The sequence below is a fragment of the Pseudomonas sp. GW821-FHT09H03 genome, assembly GCF_059415945.1.
The window spans coordinates 587773-604010 of sequence record NZ_JBWKOF010000001.1 but is presented as its reverse complement, the minus strand read 5'-3'; the positions used below and the strand labels follow the sequence as shown (position 1 = coordinate 604010).

Below are 16238 nucleotides of genomic sequence, written 5' to 3'. Positions count from 1 at the left end.
TTGATTCAGTTGTTAAAGAGCGGTTGGTTAAGATCTTTCGTCTCAACCGAGGCGCGCATTCTACAGCAGCCTCATTTGCTGTCAAGTGATTATTTTCAGAAGTTTTCAAGGAATCCTTAACAACTTCAACCACTTGCGCTTTCGATCTCTCGTCAGCGGGAGGCGAATTCTACAGCGTTACACGCTGCTGTCAACACCTCTTTTTCAACTCCCTTTCGGCTTCGATGAACTGAAGCAACTTACTGTCGAAAACTGCGTAACTCATTGTTTACCAAGGAGTTTTCCGTTTCGACTGCGCCGGAAGTGGGGCGAATTATAGGCTTCCAGAATCTGCCGTCAAGCGTTGATATTGCTTTTCTATCAATAACTTGTGAAAAGGGGCGAAACGGCCGGTTTCCCTCGTAGAAACATGCCAAAAACACCTCTCTATATAGAAGGAGCCAATCAAAGTACCCCCGACTCCCTTAATGCAGCCACTTCGGCAACCCCCACTCCCAGGACTCGCTGCAAAACCTCCAGCGTATGCTCACCCAGCAAAGGAGGCGCATGTCGGTATTCCACCGGCGTCTCGGACAGTCGAATCGGGCTAGCCACCTGGGGCACCATTCCAGCCAGTGCATGGGGCAGCTCGATCGCCAACCCGCGCGCCTTGACCTGAGGGTCGGCAAACATCTGCGCCAGGTCATTGATTGGCCCGCACGGCACCCCGGCCTGCTCCAGCTGCGCCACCCATTCTGTCGTAGTCTTGAATACCGTTGCCTGGCGGATCAGAGGTATCAGCACCGCCCGGTTCGCCACCCGCAGCTTATTAGTAGCGAAACGCGGATCGTCAGCCCATTGCGGCTGGCCGGCCACTTCAGCGAACTTGCGGAACTGGCCGTCATTCCCGACCGTAAGGATGAAATCACCATCCGCTGTAGGAAAGTCCTGATAAGGCACGATATTCGGATGTGCATTGCCCAGTCGCTTTGGGGCATTGCCCGTCGTCAGGTAGTTCATGGCCTGGTTAGCCAGGCACGCCACCTGAACATCCAGCAGCGCCATATCAATATGCTGACCGCCACCATCGTGATCCCGGTGCGCGAGCGCCGCGAGGATTGCCACGGTCGAATAGAGCCCGGTCAGGATATCCGTCAGCGCCACGCCAACTTTCACCGGCCCCGCGCCGTCTTCGCCCTCCGGTCGCCCCGTCAGGCTCATGAGCCCGCCCAGCCCCTGGATCATGAAGTCATAACCCGCGCGCCTGGCATAAGGGCCGGTCTGGCCAAACCCGGTGATCGAGCAATAAATCAGGTCCGGGTTGATCGCCTTCAGTGATTCATAGTCCAGACCATAGGCCGCCAAACCTCCGACCTTGAAGTTTTCAATCAGGATGTCCGACTTGGCCGCCAGCTCACGCACTAACTTCTGCCCCTCGGGGCGAGTGAAGTCGATGGTGACCGATTGCTTGTTGCGATTGGCCGACAAGTAATAAGCAGCCTCGCTGGTGTTCTCGCCATAAGCGTCTTTAAGGAAAGGCGGGCCCCAGGCGCGCGTGTCATCGCCATTGCCCGGGCGCTCGACCTTGATCACCTCGGCGCCAAGGTCGGCCAGGATCTGCCCCGCCCATGGCCCGGCCAGCACCCTCGACAAATCCAGTACCCGTAGATGCGAAAGCGCGCCCATGGCCGTTCTCCTTAATAGAACGCCTGGATGCCGGTTTGCGCACGCCCCAGAATCAGCGCATGGACGTCATGAGTACCTTCATAGGTATTCACCACTTCCAGGTTGACCAGGTGGCGGGCGACGCCGTATTCGTCGGAGATGCCGTTGCCGCCCAGCATGTCGCGGGCCATGCGCGCGATGTCCAGGGACTTGCCGCAGGAGTTGCGCTTCATCATCGAAGTGATTTCGACGGCCGCGGTGCCTTCATCCTTCATGCGACCCAGACGCAGGCAGCCTTGCAGCGCCATGGTGATTTCGGTCTGCATGTCCGCCAGTTTCTTCTGGATCAACTGAGTGGCGGCCAGCGGGCGGCCGAACTGTTGACGATCCAGGGTGTATTGGCGAGCGGTGTGCCAGCAGAACTCGGCCGCACCCAGCGCCCCCCAGGAAATGCCATAACGCGCCGAGTTGAGGCAAGTGAACGGACCTTTCAGGCCACGGACATCCGGGAAGATGTTTTCTTCCGGCACAAATACGTTGTCCATGACGATCTCACCGGTGATCGATGCCCGCAGGCCGACCTTGCCGTGGATCGCTGGAGCGCTCAGGCCTTTCCAGCCCTTCTCCAGCACGAAGCCACGGATATCGCCGGCGTCATCCTTGCCCCAGACCACGAACACGTCGGCGATCGGGCTGTTGGTGATCCACATCTTGCTGCCGGTCAGGCTGTAGCCGCCTTCCACTTTGCGTGCACGAGTGATCATCGCGCCCGGGTCGGAGCCATGGTCGGGTTCGGTCAGGCCGAAGCAACCAATCCATTCGCCCGAGGCCAGTTTCGGCAGATATTTCTGCTTCTGTGCTTCGGTACCGAACTCATTGATCGGCACCATCACCAGCGAGGACTGCACACTCATCATCGAACGATAGCCGGAGTCGATACGTTCGACTTCACGGGCAATCAGACCGTAGCTGACGTAGTTCAGGCCGCTGCCGCCGTACTGCTCGGGGATAGTTGCACCCAACAGGCCCACTTCGCCCATTTCCCGAAAGATCGCCGGATCGGTCTTCTCATGACGAAAAGCTTCGAGGACACGCGGTGCGAGCTTGTGCTGAGCGAATTGCGCGGCAGTGTCGCGAATCATCCGCTCTTCTTCGGTGAGCTGTTGATCCAGCAGAAGGGGATCGATCCAGTTGAAGCTAGCTTTACCGCCCATGAGTGTGTCCTCTCGAATCGGGTCAAATAACGTGGACTGATCCTAGGCCTGGCAAACCGTTACCGCAAACGAGGATTTTGCATACTGTTGTGCTAATTTCTCACTTCGTAACATCGTAAATGCGCGTTTGTGCGCTGTATTAGTGAGGCAGGAGTACATGCGCAGGAAGATACCCAGCACTACCGCCCTTATCAGCTTCGAAGCTGCGGCTCGACACGAGAGCTTCACAAAGGCTGCCCAGGAACTTTCGTTGACCCAGGGAGCGATTTGCCGGCAGATCGCCACCCTGGAGGAATTTCTCGGCGTGGAACTGTTTCGACGCTCACGACGCGGAGTCAAGCTGACGGAAGCAGGACTTTCCTATAGCCGCCGCGTAGCCACGCAACTCGATGCCGTGGAGCGAGACACCCTCTCGGTGATGGGCCAACAGGGGACCAACGTGATCGAACTCGCGGTGGTGCCGACCTTCGGTACTCAATGGCTACTGCCCCGCCTCAAGGACTTCCAGCACAAGCACCCGGAAGTGACGGTCAACCTGACCAACCGCACCCGCCCCTTTCTGTTTGCCGATACCGATTTCGACGCCGCGATATATTTCGGGGACGCAGACTGGTCAGGTACCGAATCCCACAGGCTGATGGGCGAAAATCCGATGCCCGTGTGCAGCCCCAACCTGCTGGGGAACAAAGCAGTCCTGACGCCCGGTGAAATCGCCGATCTGCCTCTGCTGCAACAAACCACCCGCCCCTACGCCTGGCGCCAGTGGTTCGACTCCCAACATCTAAACGTCCCGCGCGACATGACAGGCCCCCGTTACGAGTTATTCTCAATGCTGGCCCAGGCAGCCATGCACGACATGGGCATCGCCCTGATCCCGCCCTTCCTGATTCAGAGAGAACTGACCGAGAAACGACTGGTGATCGCCAACCCCCAAGCCCTGTCGAGCATCAAGGCGTATTACCTGATGATTCCCGAAAGAAAGGTCGAATCAGCATCATTGAGGGCTTTCCGTGACTGGCTGGTGAATCAGGCACACGGCTACAGCCTAGAAGGATAAAGGCGCGCAACAGTTACTTGACCTCGTAGTCAGTAAAAAATGACACCTACAGATGTACGTATATGTCGCATAAACCTAACTGTGCGAAATCATCCTGAAAATCTCCTGGAAGCTACGGTAGGCACGGCTTTGAGCCACTATTACGCAGCAATGCCGCATCATTCATATGGCCGATGCGTAAAATCCACAAATCACCCAATATTCCCTGTAGCCCTTGATCTGCAAGGGATTGACCTGGGTAGTTGCGACATTCGGTCACGGGGTGACTTGTAGTTAATTTTCCGTCACCCATCATAATTCCTTGAAGGGTGCAAAGTTCGCCTGCAAAATGCCGCGCCCCGCCCTTTATTTGTGCGGGATCGTGCTGATCGGCCGCCCCAGCTGCGCCATCCGTAGTGCCTGGGTTTACTCAATAAGATCACGCAGGAGATTTGACGTGCACATTGGTGTTCCTCTCGAAACCCAGACCGGTGAAACTCGGGTTGCTGCAACCCCGGAAACCATCAAGAAGCTGATCAGCCAGGGTCATAAGGTCACAGTCCAAAGCGGCGCCGGCGTTAATGCCAGTGTTGTAGACAGTGCCTATGAAGCGGCAGGCGCAACCATTGGCAGCGCCAGTGATGCGTTTGGTGCAGAGCTGATCTTGAAAGTCGTCGCTCCCAGCGACAGCGAACTGGCGCTGATCAAAAGCGGCACCGTTGTGGTGGGGATGCTCAATCCTTTCAACAATGAAACCATCGCCAAGATGGCCGAATGCGGCATCACCGCCTTTGCCCTGGAGGCTGCGCCACGCACTTCCCGCGCTCAGAGCCTGGATGTGCTGTCCTCGCAAGCCAACATCGCCGGCTACAAGTCCGTATTGCTGGCCGCTCATTACTACCCTCGTTTCATGCCGATGCTGATGACCGCTGCGGGTACCGTGAAAGCGGCGCGCGTACTGATCCTTGGCGCCGGTGTCGCCGGCTTGCAAGCCATTGCCACGGCCAAGCGCCTGGGTGCGGTGATCGAAGCCTCGGACGTACGCCCTGCAGTAAAAGAGCAGATCGAATCCCTCGGCGCCAAGTTCGTCGACGTGCCTTACGAGACCGATGAAGAGCGTGAGTGCGCTGTCGGTGTCGGCGGTTACGCGCGACCAATGCCGGCCAGCTGGATGCAGCGCCAGGCCGTGGCCGTGCACGAACGCGCCAAGCAGGCCGACATCGTCATCACCACCGCCCTGATCCCGGGCCGTAAGGCACCGACGCTATTGAGCGCGGAAACCGTGGCACAGATGAAACCCGGCTCGGTGGTCATCGACCTCGCGGCGGCACAGGGCGGTAACTGCCCGCTGACCGTGGCCGATCAGGTGGTCGTCGAAAACGGCGTGACCATCGTCGGCCCGACCAACCTGGCGGCCGCGGTTGGCGCCGATGCCTCGGCACTGTACGCACGCAACCTGCTGGACTTCATGAAACTGTTGTTCGATAAAGAAGGACAACTGGTGATCAACCTTGAAGACGATATCGTCGCCGCGTGCCTGATGTGCCGCGACGGCCAGATCGTGCGCAAGAACGGCTGAGGATAAAAACAATGGAAGACATGCTGATCTCTCACGGTATCTACAACCTGATCATCTTCGTGCTGGCTATCTATGTGGGCTACCACGTGGTCTGGAACGTGACACCTGCACTGCACACACCACTGATGGCCGTGACCAACGCCATCTCGGCCATCGTCATCGTCGGCGCCATGCTGGCTGCCGCCCTTACTGTGACGCCGCTGGGCAAGACCATGGGCACCCTGGCCGTGGCCCTGGCCGCGGTCAACGTGTTTGGTGGCTTCCTGGTCACCCGGCGCATGCTGGAAATGTTCAAGAAGAAAGCTGCGGCAAAAGCTCCGGCAGCCAAGGCCGAAGCAGTCAAGGCTGAGGTGCAGCAAGCATGAGCATGAATCTGGTTACCTCCCTGTATTTGATCGCCTCGGTCTGCTTCATCCAGGCGCTCAAGGGACTCTCGCACCCAACCACGTCGCGTCGTGGCAACCTGTTCGGCATGCTCGGCATGGGCCTGGCGATCCTGACCACGGTCGGCCTGATCTATAAACTGGGCTCCGAACTGGCCCAGGATGGCATCGTCTACGTGATCGTCGGCCTGCTGATCGGTGGTACCGCCGGTTCGATCATGGCCAAGCGCGTTGAAATGACCAAAATGCCGGAACTGGTCGCCTTCATGCACAGCATGATCGGCCTGGCTGCCGTGTTCATCGCCATTGCCGCAGTGGTTGAACCGCAGTCCCTGGGCATCGTTCAACAACTGGGTGATGCGATTCCGGCGGGCAACCGTCTGGAACTGTTCCTTGGCGCCGCCATTGGTGCAATCACCTTCTCAGGCTCCGTGATCGCTTTCGGCAAGCTGTCGGGCAAGTACAAGTTCCGCCTGTTCCAGGGCGCACCGGTGCAGTTCCGCGGCCAACACAAACTGAACCTGTTGCTGGGCATGGCCACACTGGCCCTGGGCATCACCTTCATGCTGACCGGCGACCTCAACGCCTTTGCCCTGATGCTGGCCCTGGCGTTCGTCATGGGCGTGCTGATCATCATCCCGATCGGTGGCGCGGACATGCCGGTCGTCGTGTCGATGCTCAACAGCTACTCCGGTTGGGCAGCGGCGGGTATCGGCTTCTCGCTGAACAACTCGATGCTGATCATCGCCGGCTCGCTGGTAGGCTCCTCCGGTGCGATCCTCTCGTACATCATGTGCAAGGCGATGAACCGCTCCTTCTTTAACGTACTGCTAGGCGGTTTCGGCAATACAGCCGAAGCAGGTCCTGCAGGTGCCCAGGAGGCCCGCCCGGTGAAATCCGGTTCGGCCGACGACGCCACCTTCCTGCTGACCAACGCCGACACCGTGATCATCGTTCCGGGCTACGGCCTGGCGGTAGCACGGGCGCAGCACGCGCTCAAAGAGCTGACCGAGAAGCTGACCCATCGCGGCGTGACCGTGAAGTACGCCATCCACCCGGTTGCCGGTCGTATGCCTGGCCACATGAACGTATTGCTGGCCGAGGCCGAAGTGCCTTACGACCAGGTGTTCGAGATGGAAGACATCAACTCCGAGTTCGGCCAGGCCGACGTGGTGCTGGTGCTCGGCGCCAACGACGTGGTCAACCCGGCCGCCAAGAACGATCCGAAATCGCCGATTGCCGGCATGCCGATTCTCGAAGCGTTCAAGGCCAAGACCATCATCGTCAACAAACGCTCGATGGCCAGCGGCTATGCCGGCCTGGACAACGAACTGTTCTACCTGGACAAAACCATGATGGTGTTCGGCGACGCGAAGAAAGTCATCGAAGACATGGTCAAAGCCGTCGACTAAACCTCAGCGGCATACAGAACGCCCCGACTCGTCGGGGCGTTTTTGTTTGCGTAAATCGTCGGACAAAACTACGCTTTTGTTACCGATCCGGTAACGGTGTTTTGCTCTAAAGGCCCGGAATAGACACCTCTATTGCGACCTTGGTAGCGGGACAGAAGCCGGCGTAATTCACTAGACTGCACGCCCTGCTACCTGTTTCCCGAGATAACCATCCATGTACCGTGACCGAATTCGCCTGCCTTCCTTGTTGGACAAAGTGATGAGCGCTGCCGACGCTGCCGCCCTGATTGAAGACGGCATGACTGTCGGCATGAGCGGTTTCACCCGCGCGGGCGAAGCCAAGGCTGTACCTCAAGCACTGGCCGAGCGCGCCAAGGTCACACCGCTGAAGATCAGCCTGATGACCGGCGCCAGCCTGGGCAACGATCTGGACAAGCAACTCACCGAAGCCGGCGTACTGTCGCGACGCATGCCGTTCCAGGTCGACAGCACCCTGCGCAAGGCAATCAATGCCGGCGAAGTCATGTTCATCGACCAGCATTTGTCGGAAACCGTAGAGCAACTGCGCAACCAACAGCTGAAACTGCCCGACATCGCCGTCATTGAAGCCGTGGCGATCACCGAGCAAGGGCACATTGTGCCGACCACCTCGGTGGGCAACTCGGCCAGTTTTGCGATCTTCGCCAAACACGTGATCGTCGAGATCAACCTTGCCCACAACCCCAACCTGGAAGGTCTGCACGACATTTACATTCCTACCTATCGTCCGAGCCGCACGCCGATTCCATTGGTCAAGGTCGATGATCGCATCGGCAGCACTGCCATTCCGATTCCACCGGAGAAGATCGTTGCCATCGTGGTGACCAATCAGCCGGACTCGGCTTCCACCGTGCTGGCGCCGGATGCCGAGACCCAGGGGATCGCCGAACACCTGATCGGCTTCCTCAAGCAGGAAGTGGCCGCCGGGCGCATGACCAACAAGCTCGGTCCGCTGCAAGCGGGTATCGGTAATATTGCCAACGCGGTGATGTGCGGCCTGATCGATTCGCCATTCGAAGACCTGACCATGTACTCCGAGGTGCTGCAGGACTCGACGTTCGACCTGATCGACGCCGGCAAGCTGAGCTTCGCCTCGGGCAGCTCGATCACCTTGTCGAGCCGGCGCAATGCCGACGTGTTCGGCAACCTGGAGCGCTACAAGGACAAACTGGTGCTGCGCCCACAGGAGATCTCCAACCATCCTGAAGTCGTGCGCCGCCTTGGCATCATTGGCGTCAACACGGCGCTGGAGTTCGATATCTACGGCAACGTCAACTCCACCCATGTCTGTGGCACGCGGATGATGAACGGCATCGGTGGCTCGGGCGACTTCGCACGAAATGCACATCTGTCGGTGTTCGTGACCAAGTCGATTGCCAAGGGTGGGGCAATTTCCAGCGTGGTGCCGATGGTCAGTCATGTCGACCACACCGAACATGACGTTGACATCCTGGTGACCGAAATCGGCCTGGCGGACTTGCGCGGCCTGGCCCCAAGGGAGCGCGCGCGGGTGATCATCGATAACTGCGTACACCCGGACTATCGCCAGGCATTGAACGACTACTTCACCGCCGCCTGCGCTATCGGCGGGCATACCCCGCACATTCTGCGCGACGCCCTGAGCTGGCACATCAACCTGGAAGAAACCGGGCACATGCTGAAGAAGTAATTGGTACAGATAGCAGCTGGCGCAAACACAGTTTCGTCAGCTGACTGTTGCAAGCTCGAAACTCGCAAAAAACTGTACTTCTGTACTGGTCTTTTCCTACAGTAAATACCTACCACCTGAGCTAAAAACATCAAAAATGCACCACATAAGTGCAGACAGGTACAGTTGCCTCAATTTTGACCAGTACACCCCTTATAAACAGTTAACTGAGCTCTCACAATACAAATGAACTGTATCTACAGAGACTAGCCAAACAAGAGGATCATGGGCACCAGTTAACCACTACCTGATCCCGCCACAAGCGGAAGGATGCCCACCATGGAACGTACACTCAGTTCCGAACTGTTCTTCGAAGACACCGCTGCAAAATCCCAGGCTTCGATGCCTCTTCGCGTAATTGCCAGCCTGATGCTGTGGCAGCGCCGTATCTCCAGCCGCCATCAATTGGCTCGTCTGGATTCGCGTCTGCTGGCTGATGCCGGGATCAGCGAAGCACAACGCTTCGAAGAGCTGAGCAAGCCGTTCTGGCGCTAAGTAAGCGTCGCTGGCTCTGACCTCAGGGTCCCTCGCCAGCAGCCCGAATTGAACAAACAAGACCCGTCGTGGGAAACCACGACGGGTTTTGTCGTTATGGGGTCTATAACTGGCGAATAGTACAGTTTTCACATGACCAGATATCGACCAATACAGTTTCGTTGTAGACTCAGAAAACGACCGGTTCGTTGTATTTAATTCACGACTAGACTGTCGTAACCGGTTCACACGGGCCTAATATCACCGTAGACCGCGGGGAAGAGCGTTCGGGCTGACCCCAATTTGCTATATCTCTATCAAGCCTTCCAAAGGAGTTACACCATGTCCCGTCTTCGTCTGCTCAGCGCTGCAGCCCTGCTTGCCGTGGCTGCCAATTCCCACGCCACCAGTTTCGTCGTGACCACCGACGCTGTCGTAAACGCACTTAAAGCAACCTCCGATGCGACCTCTAACGTCACATCTTCCTTCAAGGATGACAAAATTGTCCTTGCTGCCCGCGATGACGCTGCCAGCTATGTCGCCAGCGAAGGAGACATTCGTGGCGTCAAACTGGAAAGTGCTTTCGAACATATCCGCCAGCAGGCACCTCAACTGAATGCGACGGACGCTCAGTTGGCGCAGGCGATCCTGACCCTTTAAGCCAAACCGCGACATGGGACACGCTGGTCGTGTCCCATGCCTGGTGATCTGCGCACCCTCGACCATAAAAAGCTGCTTGCCGCCCAGGATGTCGTCACGGCGCTAATACCTGTGACGACCAACGCACAGACGCAAACTGGAATCGGCCCAGCAGTGCCTGCCCCGGACCAACCGAAACTTCGTGCCGGCAATCTTGAACTGGCGCAGGCTAATCTCGTCCAATAGATATCCTTTTTTCTCCGGAGTCGTTCCATGCGTAACCCGCTGATTGCTGCCACCCTTGGCCTGTTGTTGTTAGCCGACATGGCCCAGGCACAGACCCTGGTTGCTACCAGTAACATATTGATCCGCGCCACCCAGCGCACACTGGATTTCACCTCCGACACCACCACTTCCATCCGCGATTCGAAAATTGTCCACGAAGCCCAGGACGATGCCGCCAGCTTCGTAGCCAGCAATGGCGACATACGTGGCGCCCACCTGGAATCCGCTTTCGACTTGTTGCGCACTCGGGTACCAGAAGCACGCGACGCCAGTGATCAGGATCTCGCCGAAGCCATCCTCGCACTGTGAGGCGCCCACGCACCTGGCTGCTGGCCGGGGCCTTGTTGCTGATCGGCAACATGGCCCACGCCGGCCTTCAACTCAAGCTCAAGACCGAAGGCCTGAGCCCCGCACAACAGCATGCCAGCCAGGCATTGCTCGATGAAGCCATGCAGGCGCTACCGCCGCGCTTCATCGAGCAATTGGACCGGCGCATCGACGTCGGCTGGACCGATGACATGCCCGCCAACGCCTACGGCCAGGCGTCGCTGGTATCCGAGCTCGATCTGAACCGCAACCTGTTGGCCAGCCTCACCGACGGCAGCGCGGCAAGCAAAAAAACCTATCGCCCCCATGGCACCGTCCGCCGGGAAATGCTGGCGACCGTGCTGCACGAATTGACGCACATCTACGATCGCTCCCGCCTGTGGCCGGATGAAGAACGCAGGCTCATCCAGCGTTGCACCCAGCGCAGCAGCAGCTCAGGCTTGGTCGGCCTCCCGGACCAATGCCGCAGCCAGGCCGACCGGCGCTTTACGCTCAGCGACGATCCGCGCTTGCTCGACCTCGCGGGTTGGCAGCAATACGTCGGTCGTCGCGGTGAACGCGAACAGCACAACCGCCAGATCGCCCGCAGCCCGGACATCTATGAGATCAGCAGCCCGAAGGAGTTTGTCGCGGTCAACATGGAGTATTTCCTCCTTGACCCGAGCTATGCCTGCCGGCGTCCTGCACTGTACCGCTACTACAAAGAGCACTTCGGCTGGGCGCCCGCCGCCAAGGATAACTGCGGCAAAACCTTCGCATTCCTCAATGCCGGCAGCGACTTCGCCAAAACACCTCTTGGGCAGGTAGATCCGGAACGGGTCTATGCCGTTGATTATCTTCTGGCCGAGGCCAACCAAAACTGGGTCAGCCGCTGGGGCCACAGCATGTTGCGGCTGGTGATCTGCGCACCGGGCCGGCCCCGGGGGCCAGACTGCCGACTGGATCTGGACCAGCACCTGGTATTGTCTTATCGCGCCTTCGTCGGCGATGTACAGCTGTCGAGCTGGGACGGGCTTGTGGGTAAATACCCGTCGCGCCTGTTTGTTCTACCGCTGGCCCAAGTGATCGACGAATACACCAAGACCGAACTGCGCAGCCTGGCCTCGGTGCCGCTGAACCTGTCGCGCAGCGAGATTGAAAACGTCGTGGCACGTGCCGCCGAAATGCACTGGAGTTACGACGGCAACTACTTCTTCCTGTCCAACAACTGTGCGGTGGAAGAGCTGAAACTACTGCGCAGCGGCACTGACAATGCGCGTCTGGTAGCACTCGACAACATCATGCCAAATGGTCTGCTCGAAGTGCTCAAAGGACGCGGACTGGCGGATACCAGCGTGCTGGACGACCCCCGGGAAGCCCTGCGCCTGGGTTATCGCTTCGACTCCTTTCGCGATCGCTACCAAGCCATGTTCGAGGTTCTGAAAAAGCAGTTGCCGATCAAACAGGAAACCGTCGAAGGCTGGCTGGACCTCAAAGCCGAGGAGCGGCGCAAATGGTTCGAGCAGGCTGATTTGCGTACCAGTGCGGCGTTGCTACTGCTGGAGCAGGCAAGCTACCGTCAGCAGTTGCTGCTGGCCCAGGATGAAGTGAAACAGCGTTATCTGGGTGCCCGCGAACTGAAAAACGGCGGCATGGACAAGGCCAATGAAACACTCAAGCAGATACTCGCCAATAGCGGCTTCCTCAGTCGTCCCGCGGAACTGCTCGGCAGCGGCGGTTATGGTTTGCCGCAACCGGGAGAGTGGCAGCATCTGGAATCAGAAAGCAGCGAGCGACAGAAGCAGCTGCTGGCGCTGTCCGGAGATCTCGACAAAGAGGTGAGGGCGCTGCTGGAACCGAGCCGCGCAGCCGAGATCGCCGCCAACGAAGCCAACGTGAAACAGATTGGCGGACATCTGCGCAAGTTACATAAGGCAGCGGGTGGGCTGGAGCTGCCCTGAGACCTCACGACACAGACAGCGAAAAGGGCCTCAAAACGTAGTCTTGAAGCCCTTTTTTGCTTTTCAGTCTTGTCGCAAGGCTCTGATTCCCTGTAGCAGGAACTTCACCCTCAGCTGACGCGAGCCTTGCGCACGCCTTCAGCCAATGCCGAGCACAGGCTCAGCACGCCATCCACGGCCTGCTCCGCTGTGGTGGCATTGGCAATGTGATCAATCAACGCCGATCCAACCACCACACCATCGGCCAGGCGGGCGATGGATGCTGCCTGCTCTGGCGTGCGGATGCCGAAACCGATGCTGATCGGCAGGTCGGTATGACGACGCAGACGGGCTACGGCCTCTTCAACGTGCTCCAGAGTGGCGGCGCCAGCACCGGTCACACCGGCCACCGACACGTAATAAACGAAGCCGGAGCTGCCATTGAGCACGGTTGGCAGGCGCACATCATCGGTGGTCGGCGTGGTCAGACGGATGAAATCCAGTCCCGCAGCCTGGGCCGGGTCGCACAGTTCGGCGTTATGCTCGGGCGGCAGGTCGACCACGATCAGCCCGTCAACGCCGGCCTCTTTGGCCTCGGCAATGAAGCGCGGCACACCGTACATATGGATCGGATTGAAATAACCCATCAACACCAGCGGCGTCTCGGTATTGCCTTGGCGGAACTCGCGGACCATTTGCAGGGTTTTCGCCAGGTTCTGTTTGGCACCCAGGGCGCGAATGTTGGCGAGCTGGATTGCCGGGCCGTCAGCCATCGGGTCGGTGAAGGGCATGCCCAGTTCGATCACGTCGGCGCCAGCGGCAGGCAAGCCTTTGAGAATCGCCAGGGACGTGTCGTAGCTCGGGTCGCCTGCAGTGACGAAGGTCACCAGGGCGGCGCGATTCTGTTCCTTGAGTTCGGCAAAACGGGTTTGCAGGCGGCTCATCAGTGTTTCTCCTGCTTCGACTGCTCTTGTTGAGAGTGTTCCATGTGGTGCATCACGGTCTGCATGTCTTTGTCGCCACGGCCGGACAGGTTGACCACCATCAGGTGATCCTTCGGCAGGGACGGTGCGCGTTTAAACACTTCAGCCAGGGCGTGGGCGCTTTCCAGGGCTGGAATGATCCCTTCCAGGCGGCAGCATTGATGGAACGCGGCGAGGGCTTCGTCGTCGGTTACCGAGGTGTACTGCACGCGGCCGATATCATGCAACCAGGCGTGTTCCGGGCCGATACCCGGATAGTCGAGACCAGCGGAGATCGAGTGGGCGTCGATGATCTGGCCATCGTCGTCCTGCAGCAGGAAAGTGCGGTTACCGTGCAGCACGCCCGGTACGCCGCCGTTCAGGCTGGCTGCGTGCTTGCCGGTCTCGATGCCGTAGCCAGCCGCTTCAACACCAATGATCTCGACGCTCTTGTCGTCGAGGAACGGATGGAACAGGCCCATTGCGTTGGAACCACCGCCGATGCACGCCACCAGGCTGTCTGGCAGGCGACCTTCCTGGGCTTGCAGCTGATCACGGGTTTCCTTGCCGATCACCGCCTGGAAGTCGCGAACCATTGCCGGGTACGGGTGCGGACCAGCCACGGTACCAATCAGGTAGAAAGTGCTGTCGACGTTGGTTACCCAGTCGCGCAGTGCTTCGTTCATCGCATCCTTGAGGGTGCCGGTGCCGGCCACCACCGGGATCACTTCAGCGCCCAGCAGCTTCATGCGGAACACGTTGGCCTGCTGACGCTCGATGTCAGTGGTACCCATGTAGATCACACAATCCAGGCCGAAACGCGCAGCCACGGTAGCTGTCGCCACCCCATGCATGCCGGCGCCGGTTTCGGCGATGATGCGCTTCTTGCCCATGCGCCGCGCCAGGAGGATCTGGCCGATGCAGTTGTTGATCTTGTGCGCGCCGGTGTGGTTCAGCTCTTCGCGCTTGAGGTAGATCTTCGCGCCCCCGCAGAACTCGGTCAGACGCTCGGCGAAATAAAGCGGGCTTGGACGACCGACGTAATCGCGCTGGAAGTAGGCCAATTCTTCCTTGAATGCAGGATCTTCCTTGGCCACTTCGTATTCACGGGCCAGATCGAGGATCAACGGCATCAGGGTTTCAGCGACATAGCGGCCACCGAACGAGCCAAACAGGCCGTTGGTGTCAGGGCCGTTGCGCAGATTAGTCTGGGTCATGGGGCGCTCCAGTTGAATGCGATAAGTGATACGTAAAGAGACAATGGGCTTCACTGTACCCCTGACGCCCCGGACTGAAAACCGATAAGATCGCCACAACCTGTCAGGAAAACTCACAGATAATGAGCCACGATCTTCCCCCACTCAATGCCCTGCGCGCCTTCGAGGCCACTGCCCGGTTGAACAGTGTGAGCCAGGCCGCCGACCAATTGCACGTCACCCACGGCGCGGTTAGTCGACAACTGAAATTACTGGAAGAACACTTGGGTGTGAGCCTGTTCATCAAGGAAGGCCGCGGCTTGAAACTCACAGATGCAGGTATGCGCCTGCGTGACGCCAGCAGCGAAGCGTTCGAACGCTTGCGCAGCGTCTGCGCCGAGCTCACACAAAGCACTGCAGATGCGCCATTCGTGCTGGGCTGCTCTGGAAGCTTGCTGGCTCGCTGGTTTATTCCGCGATTGGGGCGGCTGAATGCCGATCTGCCGGACTTGCGACTGCACTTGTCTGCCGGAGAAGGTGATCTGGACCCGCGCAGACCCGGCCTGGATGCCTTGCTGGTGTTTGCCGAACCACCGTGGCCAGCAGACATGCACGTCTTCGAACTGATCAGCGAACGCATAGGGCCGGTCATGAGCCCCCGCTTCGAAGGCTATGACAGGCTCAAAGGAGCGCCTGACACCGTGCTGGTGACGCAACAGCTACTGCACACGACCTCCCGCCCACAAGCCTGGCCCAGTTGGGCACAACAGCGCGGCCTCGACGCCAAGGCGTTGAATTACGGCCAGGGTTTCGAGCATTTGTATTACTTGCTGGAGGCTGCTGTCGCAGGCTTGGGTATTGCCATCGCTCCAGAGCCCCTGGTGGCGGAAGACTTGAAGGCCGGTCGCCTGGTTGCGCCATGGGGTTTCAGCGAAACCCCGGCGCAACTGGCATTGTGGTTACCCAAGCGCGCAGCGGATGGGCGCGCCCGGCAATTGGCGCAGTGGCTCAAGAACGAATTGTTTCGGCGGGATTAGTCACGCTTGCATAACAGATAAGCGGCCAGCAGGCCCAGCGCGCCCACGGCGACACCCGCTGTAGTCCAAGGGTGGTCCTGGGCGTAGTCCCGGGTCGCAATTCCGGTTTCGCGTGTTTTGACCTTGACCTCTTCATAGGCATCGCTAAGCAGATGACGAGAATGCTTTAGGGCATTTTCGGCATTGCTTTTCAGGTTTTTCAGGGTCTTGCGCGACTCGTCCGAGGCGTCGTCCTTCAGACTTTCCAATGACTTGAGCAGACTCTCGATCTCCGCTTCCATGCTTTGCAATGAGGCTTTACGTAACGAGGTGTTGGCCATGGTGGCTCTCCTGCATTGATGATCAGTGGCGTGTGTTGGTTGGGACTTCAGGGCGCCGAGAAAG

The 16238-nt window shown here is 58.8% G+C and carries 15 protein-coding genes; 10 read left to right on the top strand and 5 right to left on the bottom strand.

Going from position 1 to position 16238, the window contains the following annotated elements; genetic code table 11:
* Nucleotides 1–444 precede the first annotated feature (444 nt).
* Together AC07OG_RS02730 and AC07OG_RS02725 are read right to left on the bottom strand one after the other, a co-directional pair.
* Nucleotides 445–1665, bottom strand: a complete 1221-nt coding sequence (locus tag AC07OG_RS02730; RefSeq protein ID WP_060540404.1) for a CaiB/BaiF CoA transferase family protein — start codon at nucleotides 1663–1665, stop codon at nucleotides 445–447.
* An 11-nt stretch (nucleotides 1666–1676) separates the two neighbouring features.
* The gene (locus AC07OG_RS02725) at nucleotides 1677–2858 is read right to left on the bottom strand and encodes an acyl-CoA dehydrogenase (RefSeq protein ID WP_060540403.1); all 1182 of its coding nucleotides are present in this window, start codon (nucleotides 2856–2858) and stop codon (nucleotides 1677–1679) included.
* Between the two features lie 157 nt (nucleotides 2859–3015).
* Here AC07OG_RS02725 and AC07OG_RS02720 point away from each other — a divergent pair, with 157 nt between their 5' ends.
* The 9 genes from AC07OG_RS02720 (at nucleotide 3016) to AC07OG_RS02680 (ending at nucleotide 12680) form a co-directional block, all read left to right on the top strand.
* A complete protein-coding gene (locus AC07OG_RS02720; protein WP_495066150.1) occupies nucleotides 3016–3915 on the top strand; it encodes a LysR family transcriptional regulator in 900 nt (299 codons plus the stop codon).
* A gap of 436 nt (nucleotides 3916–4351) precedes the next feature.
* Complete coding sequence (locus AC07OG_RS02715; protein ID WP_060540401.1) at nucleotides 4352–5473, top strand: Re/Si-specific NAD(P)(+) transhydrogenase subunit alpha; 1122 nt, start codon at nucleotides 4352–4354, stop codon at nucleotides 5471–5473.
* A gap of 11 nt (nucleotides 5474–5484) precedes the next feature.
* Nucleotides 5485–5838 (top strand): NAD(P) transhydrogenase subunit alpha part 2, encoded by a 354-nt coding sequence (locus AC07OG_RS02710; protein ID WP_060540400.1) that lies wholly within the window; start codon nucleotides 5485–5487, stop codon nucleotides 5836–5838.
* Nucleotides 5835–7268 (top strand): NAD(P)(+) transhydrogenase (Re/Si-specific) subunit beta, encoded by a 1434-nt coding sequence (locus tag AC07OG_RS02705; protein WP_495066149.1) that lies wholly within the window; start codon nucleotides 5835–5837, stop codon nucleotides 7266–7268. Before AC07OG_RS02710 ends, AC07OG_RS02705 begins: the two co-directional genes overlap by 4 nt.
* A gap of 214 nt (nucleotides 7269–7482) precedes the next feature.
* Nucleotides 7483–8976, top strand: a complete 1494-nt coding sequence (scpC, locus tag AC07OG_RS02700; protein ID WP_060540398.1) for a succinyl-CoA:acetate CoA-transferase ScpC — start codon at nucleotides 7483–7485, stop codon at nucleotides 8974–8976.
* Nucleotides 8977–9294: 318 nt separating this feature from the next.
* The gene (locus tag AC07OG_RS02695; RefSeq protein ID WP_495066148.1) at nucleotides 9295–9510 is read left to right on the top strand and encodes a DUF1127 domain-containing protein; all 216 of its coding nucleotides are present in this window, start codon (nucleotides 9295–9297) and stop codon (nucleotides 9508–9510) included.
* 321 nt (nucleotides 9511–9831) lie between these two features.
* Entirely contained in the window at nucleotides 9832–10149 is a 318-nt protein-coding gene (locus AC07OG_RS02690) for a DUF2388 domain-containing protein (RefSeq protein ID WP_060540396.1), read from the top strand.
* A 252-nt stretch (nucleotides 10150–10401) separates the two neighbouring features.
* Nucleotides 10402–10722 carry a DUF2388 domain-containing protein gene (locus AC07OG_RS02685; protein ID WP_060540394.1) on the top strand — a complete coding sequence of 107 codons (321 nt, stop codon included), beginning with the start codon at nucleotides 10402–10404 and terminating at the stop codon, nucleotides 10720–10722.
* A 50-nt stretch (nucleotides 10723–10772) separates the two neighbouring features.
* A complete protein-coding gene (locus AC07OG_RS02680) occupies nucleotides 10773–12680 on the top strand; it encodes a DUF7844 domain-containing protein (RefSeq protein ID WP_060540408.1) in 1908 nt (635 codons plus the stop codon).
* Nucleotides 12681–12790: 110 nt separating this feature from the next.
* On the opposite strand, the gene trpA is transcribed toward AC07OG_RS02680, so the two are convergent.
* Nucleotides 12791–13603, bottom strand: coding sequence for a tryptophan synthase subunit alpha (gene trpA, locus AC07OG_RS02675; RefSeq protein WP_060540393.1), 813 nt, complete (start codon nucleotides 13601–13603; stop codon nucleotides 12791–12793).
* Nucleotides 13603–14838 (bottom strand): tryptophan synthase subunit beta, encoded by a 1236-nt coding sequence (gene trpB / locus AC07OG_RS02670; RefSeq protein WP_218423420.1) that lies wholly within the window; start codon nucleotides 14836–14838, stop codon nucleotides 13603–13605. The genes trpA and trpB overlap by 1 nt, the downstream gene beginning before the upstream one ends.
* A gap of 122 nt (nucleotides 14839–14960) precedes the next feature.
* Here trpB and AC07OG_RS02665 point away from each other — a divergent pair, with 122 nt between their 5' ends.
* The gene (locus tag AC07OG_RS02665) at nucleotides 14961–15854 is read left to right on the top strand and encodes a LysR family transcriptional regulator (protein WP_060540391.1); all 894 of its coding nucleotides are present in this window, start codon (nucleotides 14961–14963) and stop codon (nucleotides 15852–15854) included.
* Here the strand turns inward: AC07OG_RS02665 and AC07OG_RS02660 are convergent.
* Nucleotides 15851–16174, bottom strand: a complete 324-nt coding sequence (locus tag AC07OG_RS02660; protein ID WP_060540390.1) for an ElaB/YgaM/YqjD family protein — start codon at nucleotides 16172–16174, stop codon at nucleotides 15851–15853. The two genes, AC07OG_RS02665 and AC07OG_RS02660, sit on opposite strands and share 4 nt — an antisense overlap.
* Nucleotides 16175–16238: the final 64 nt, after the last annotated feature.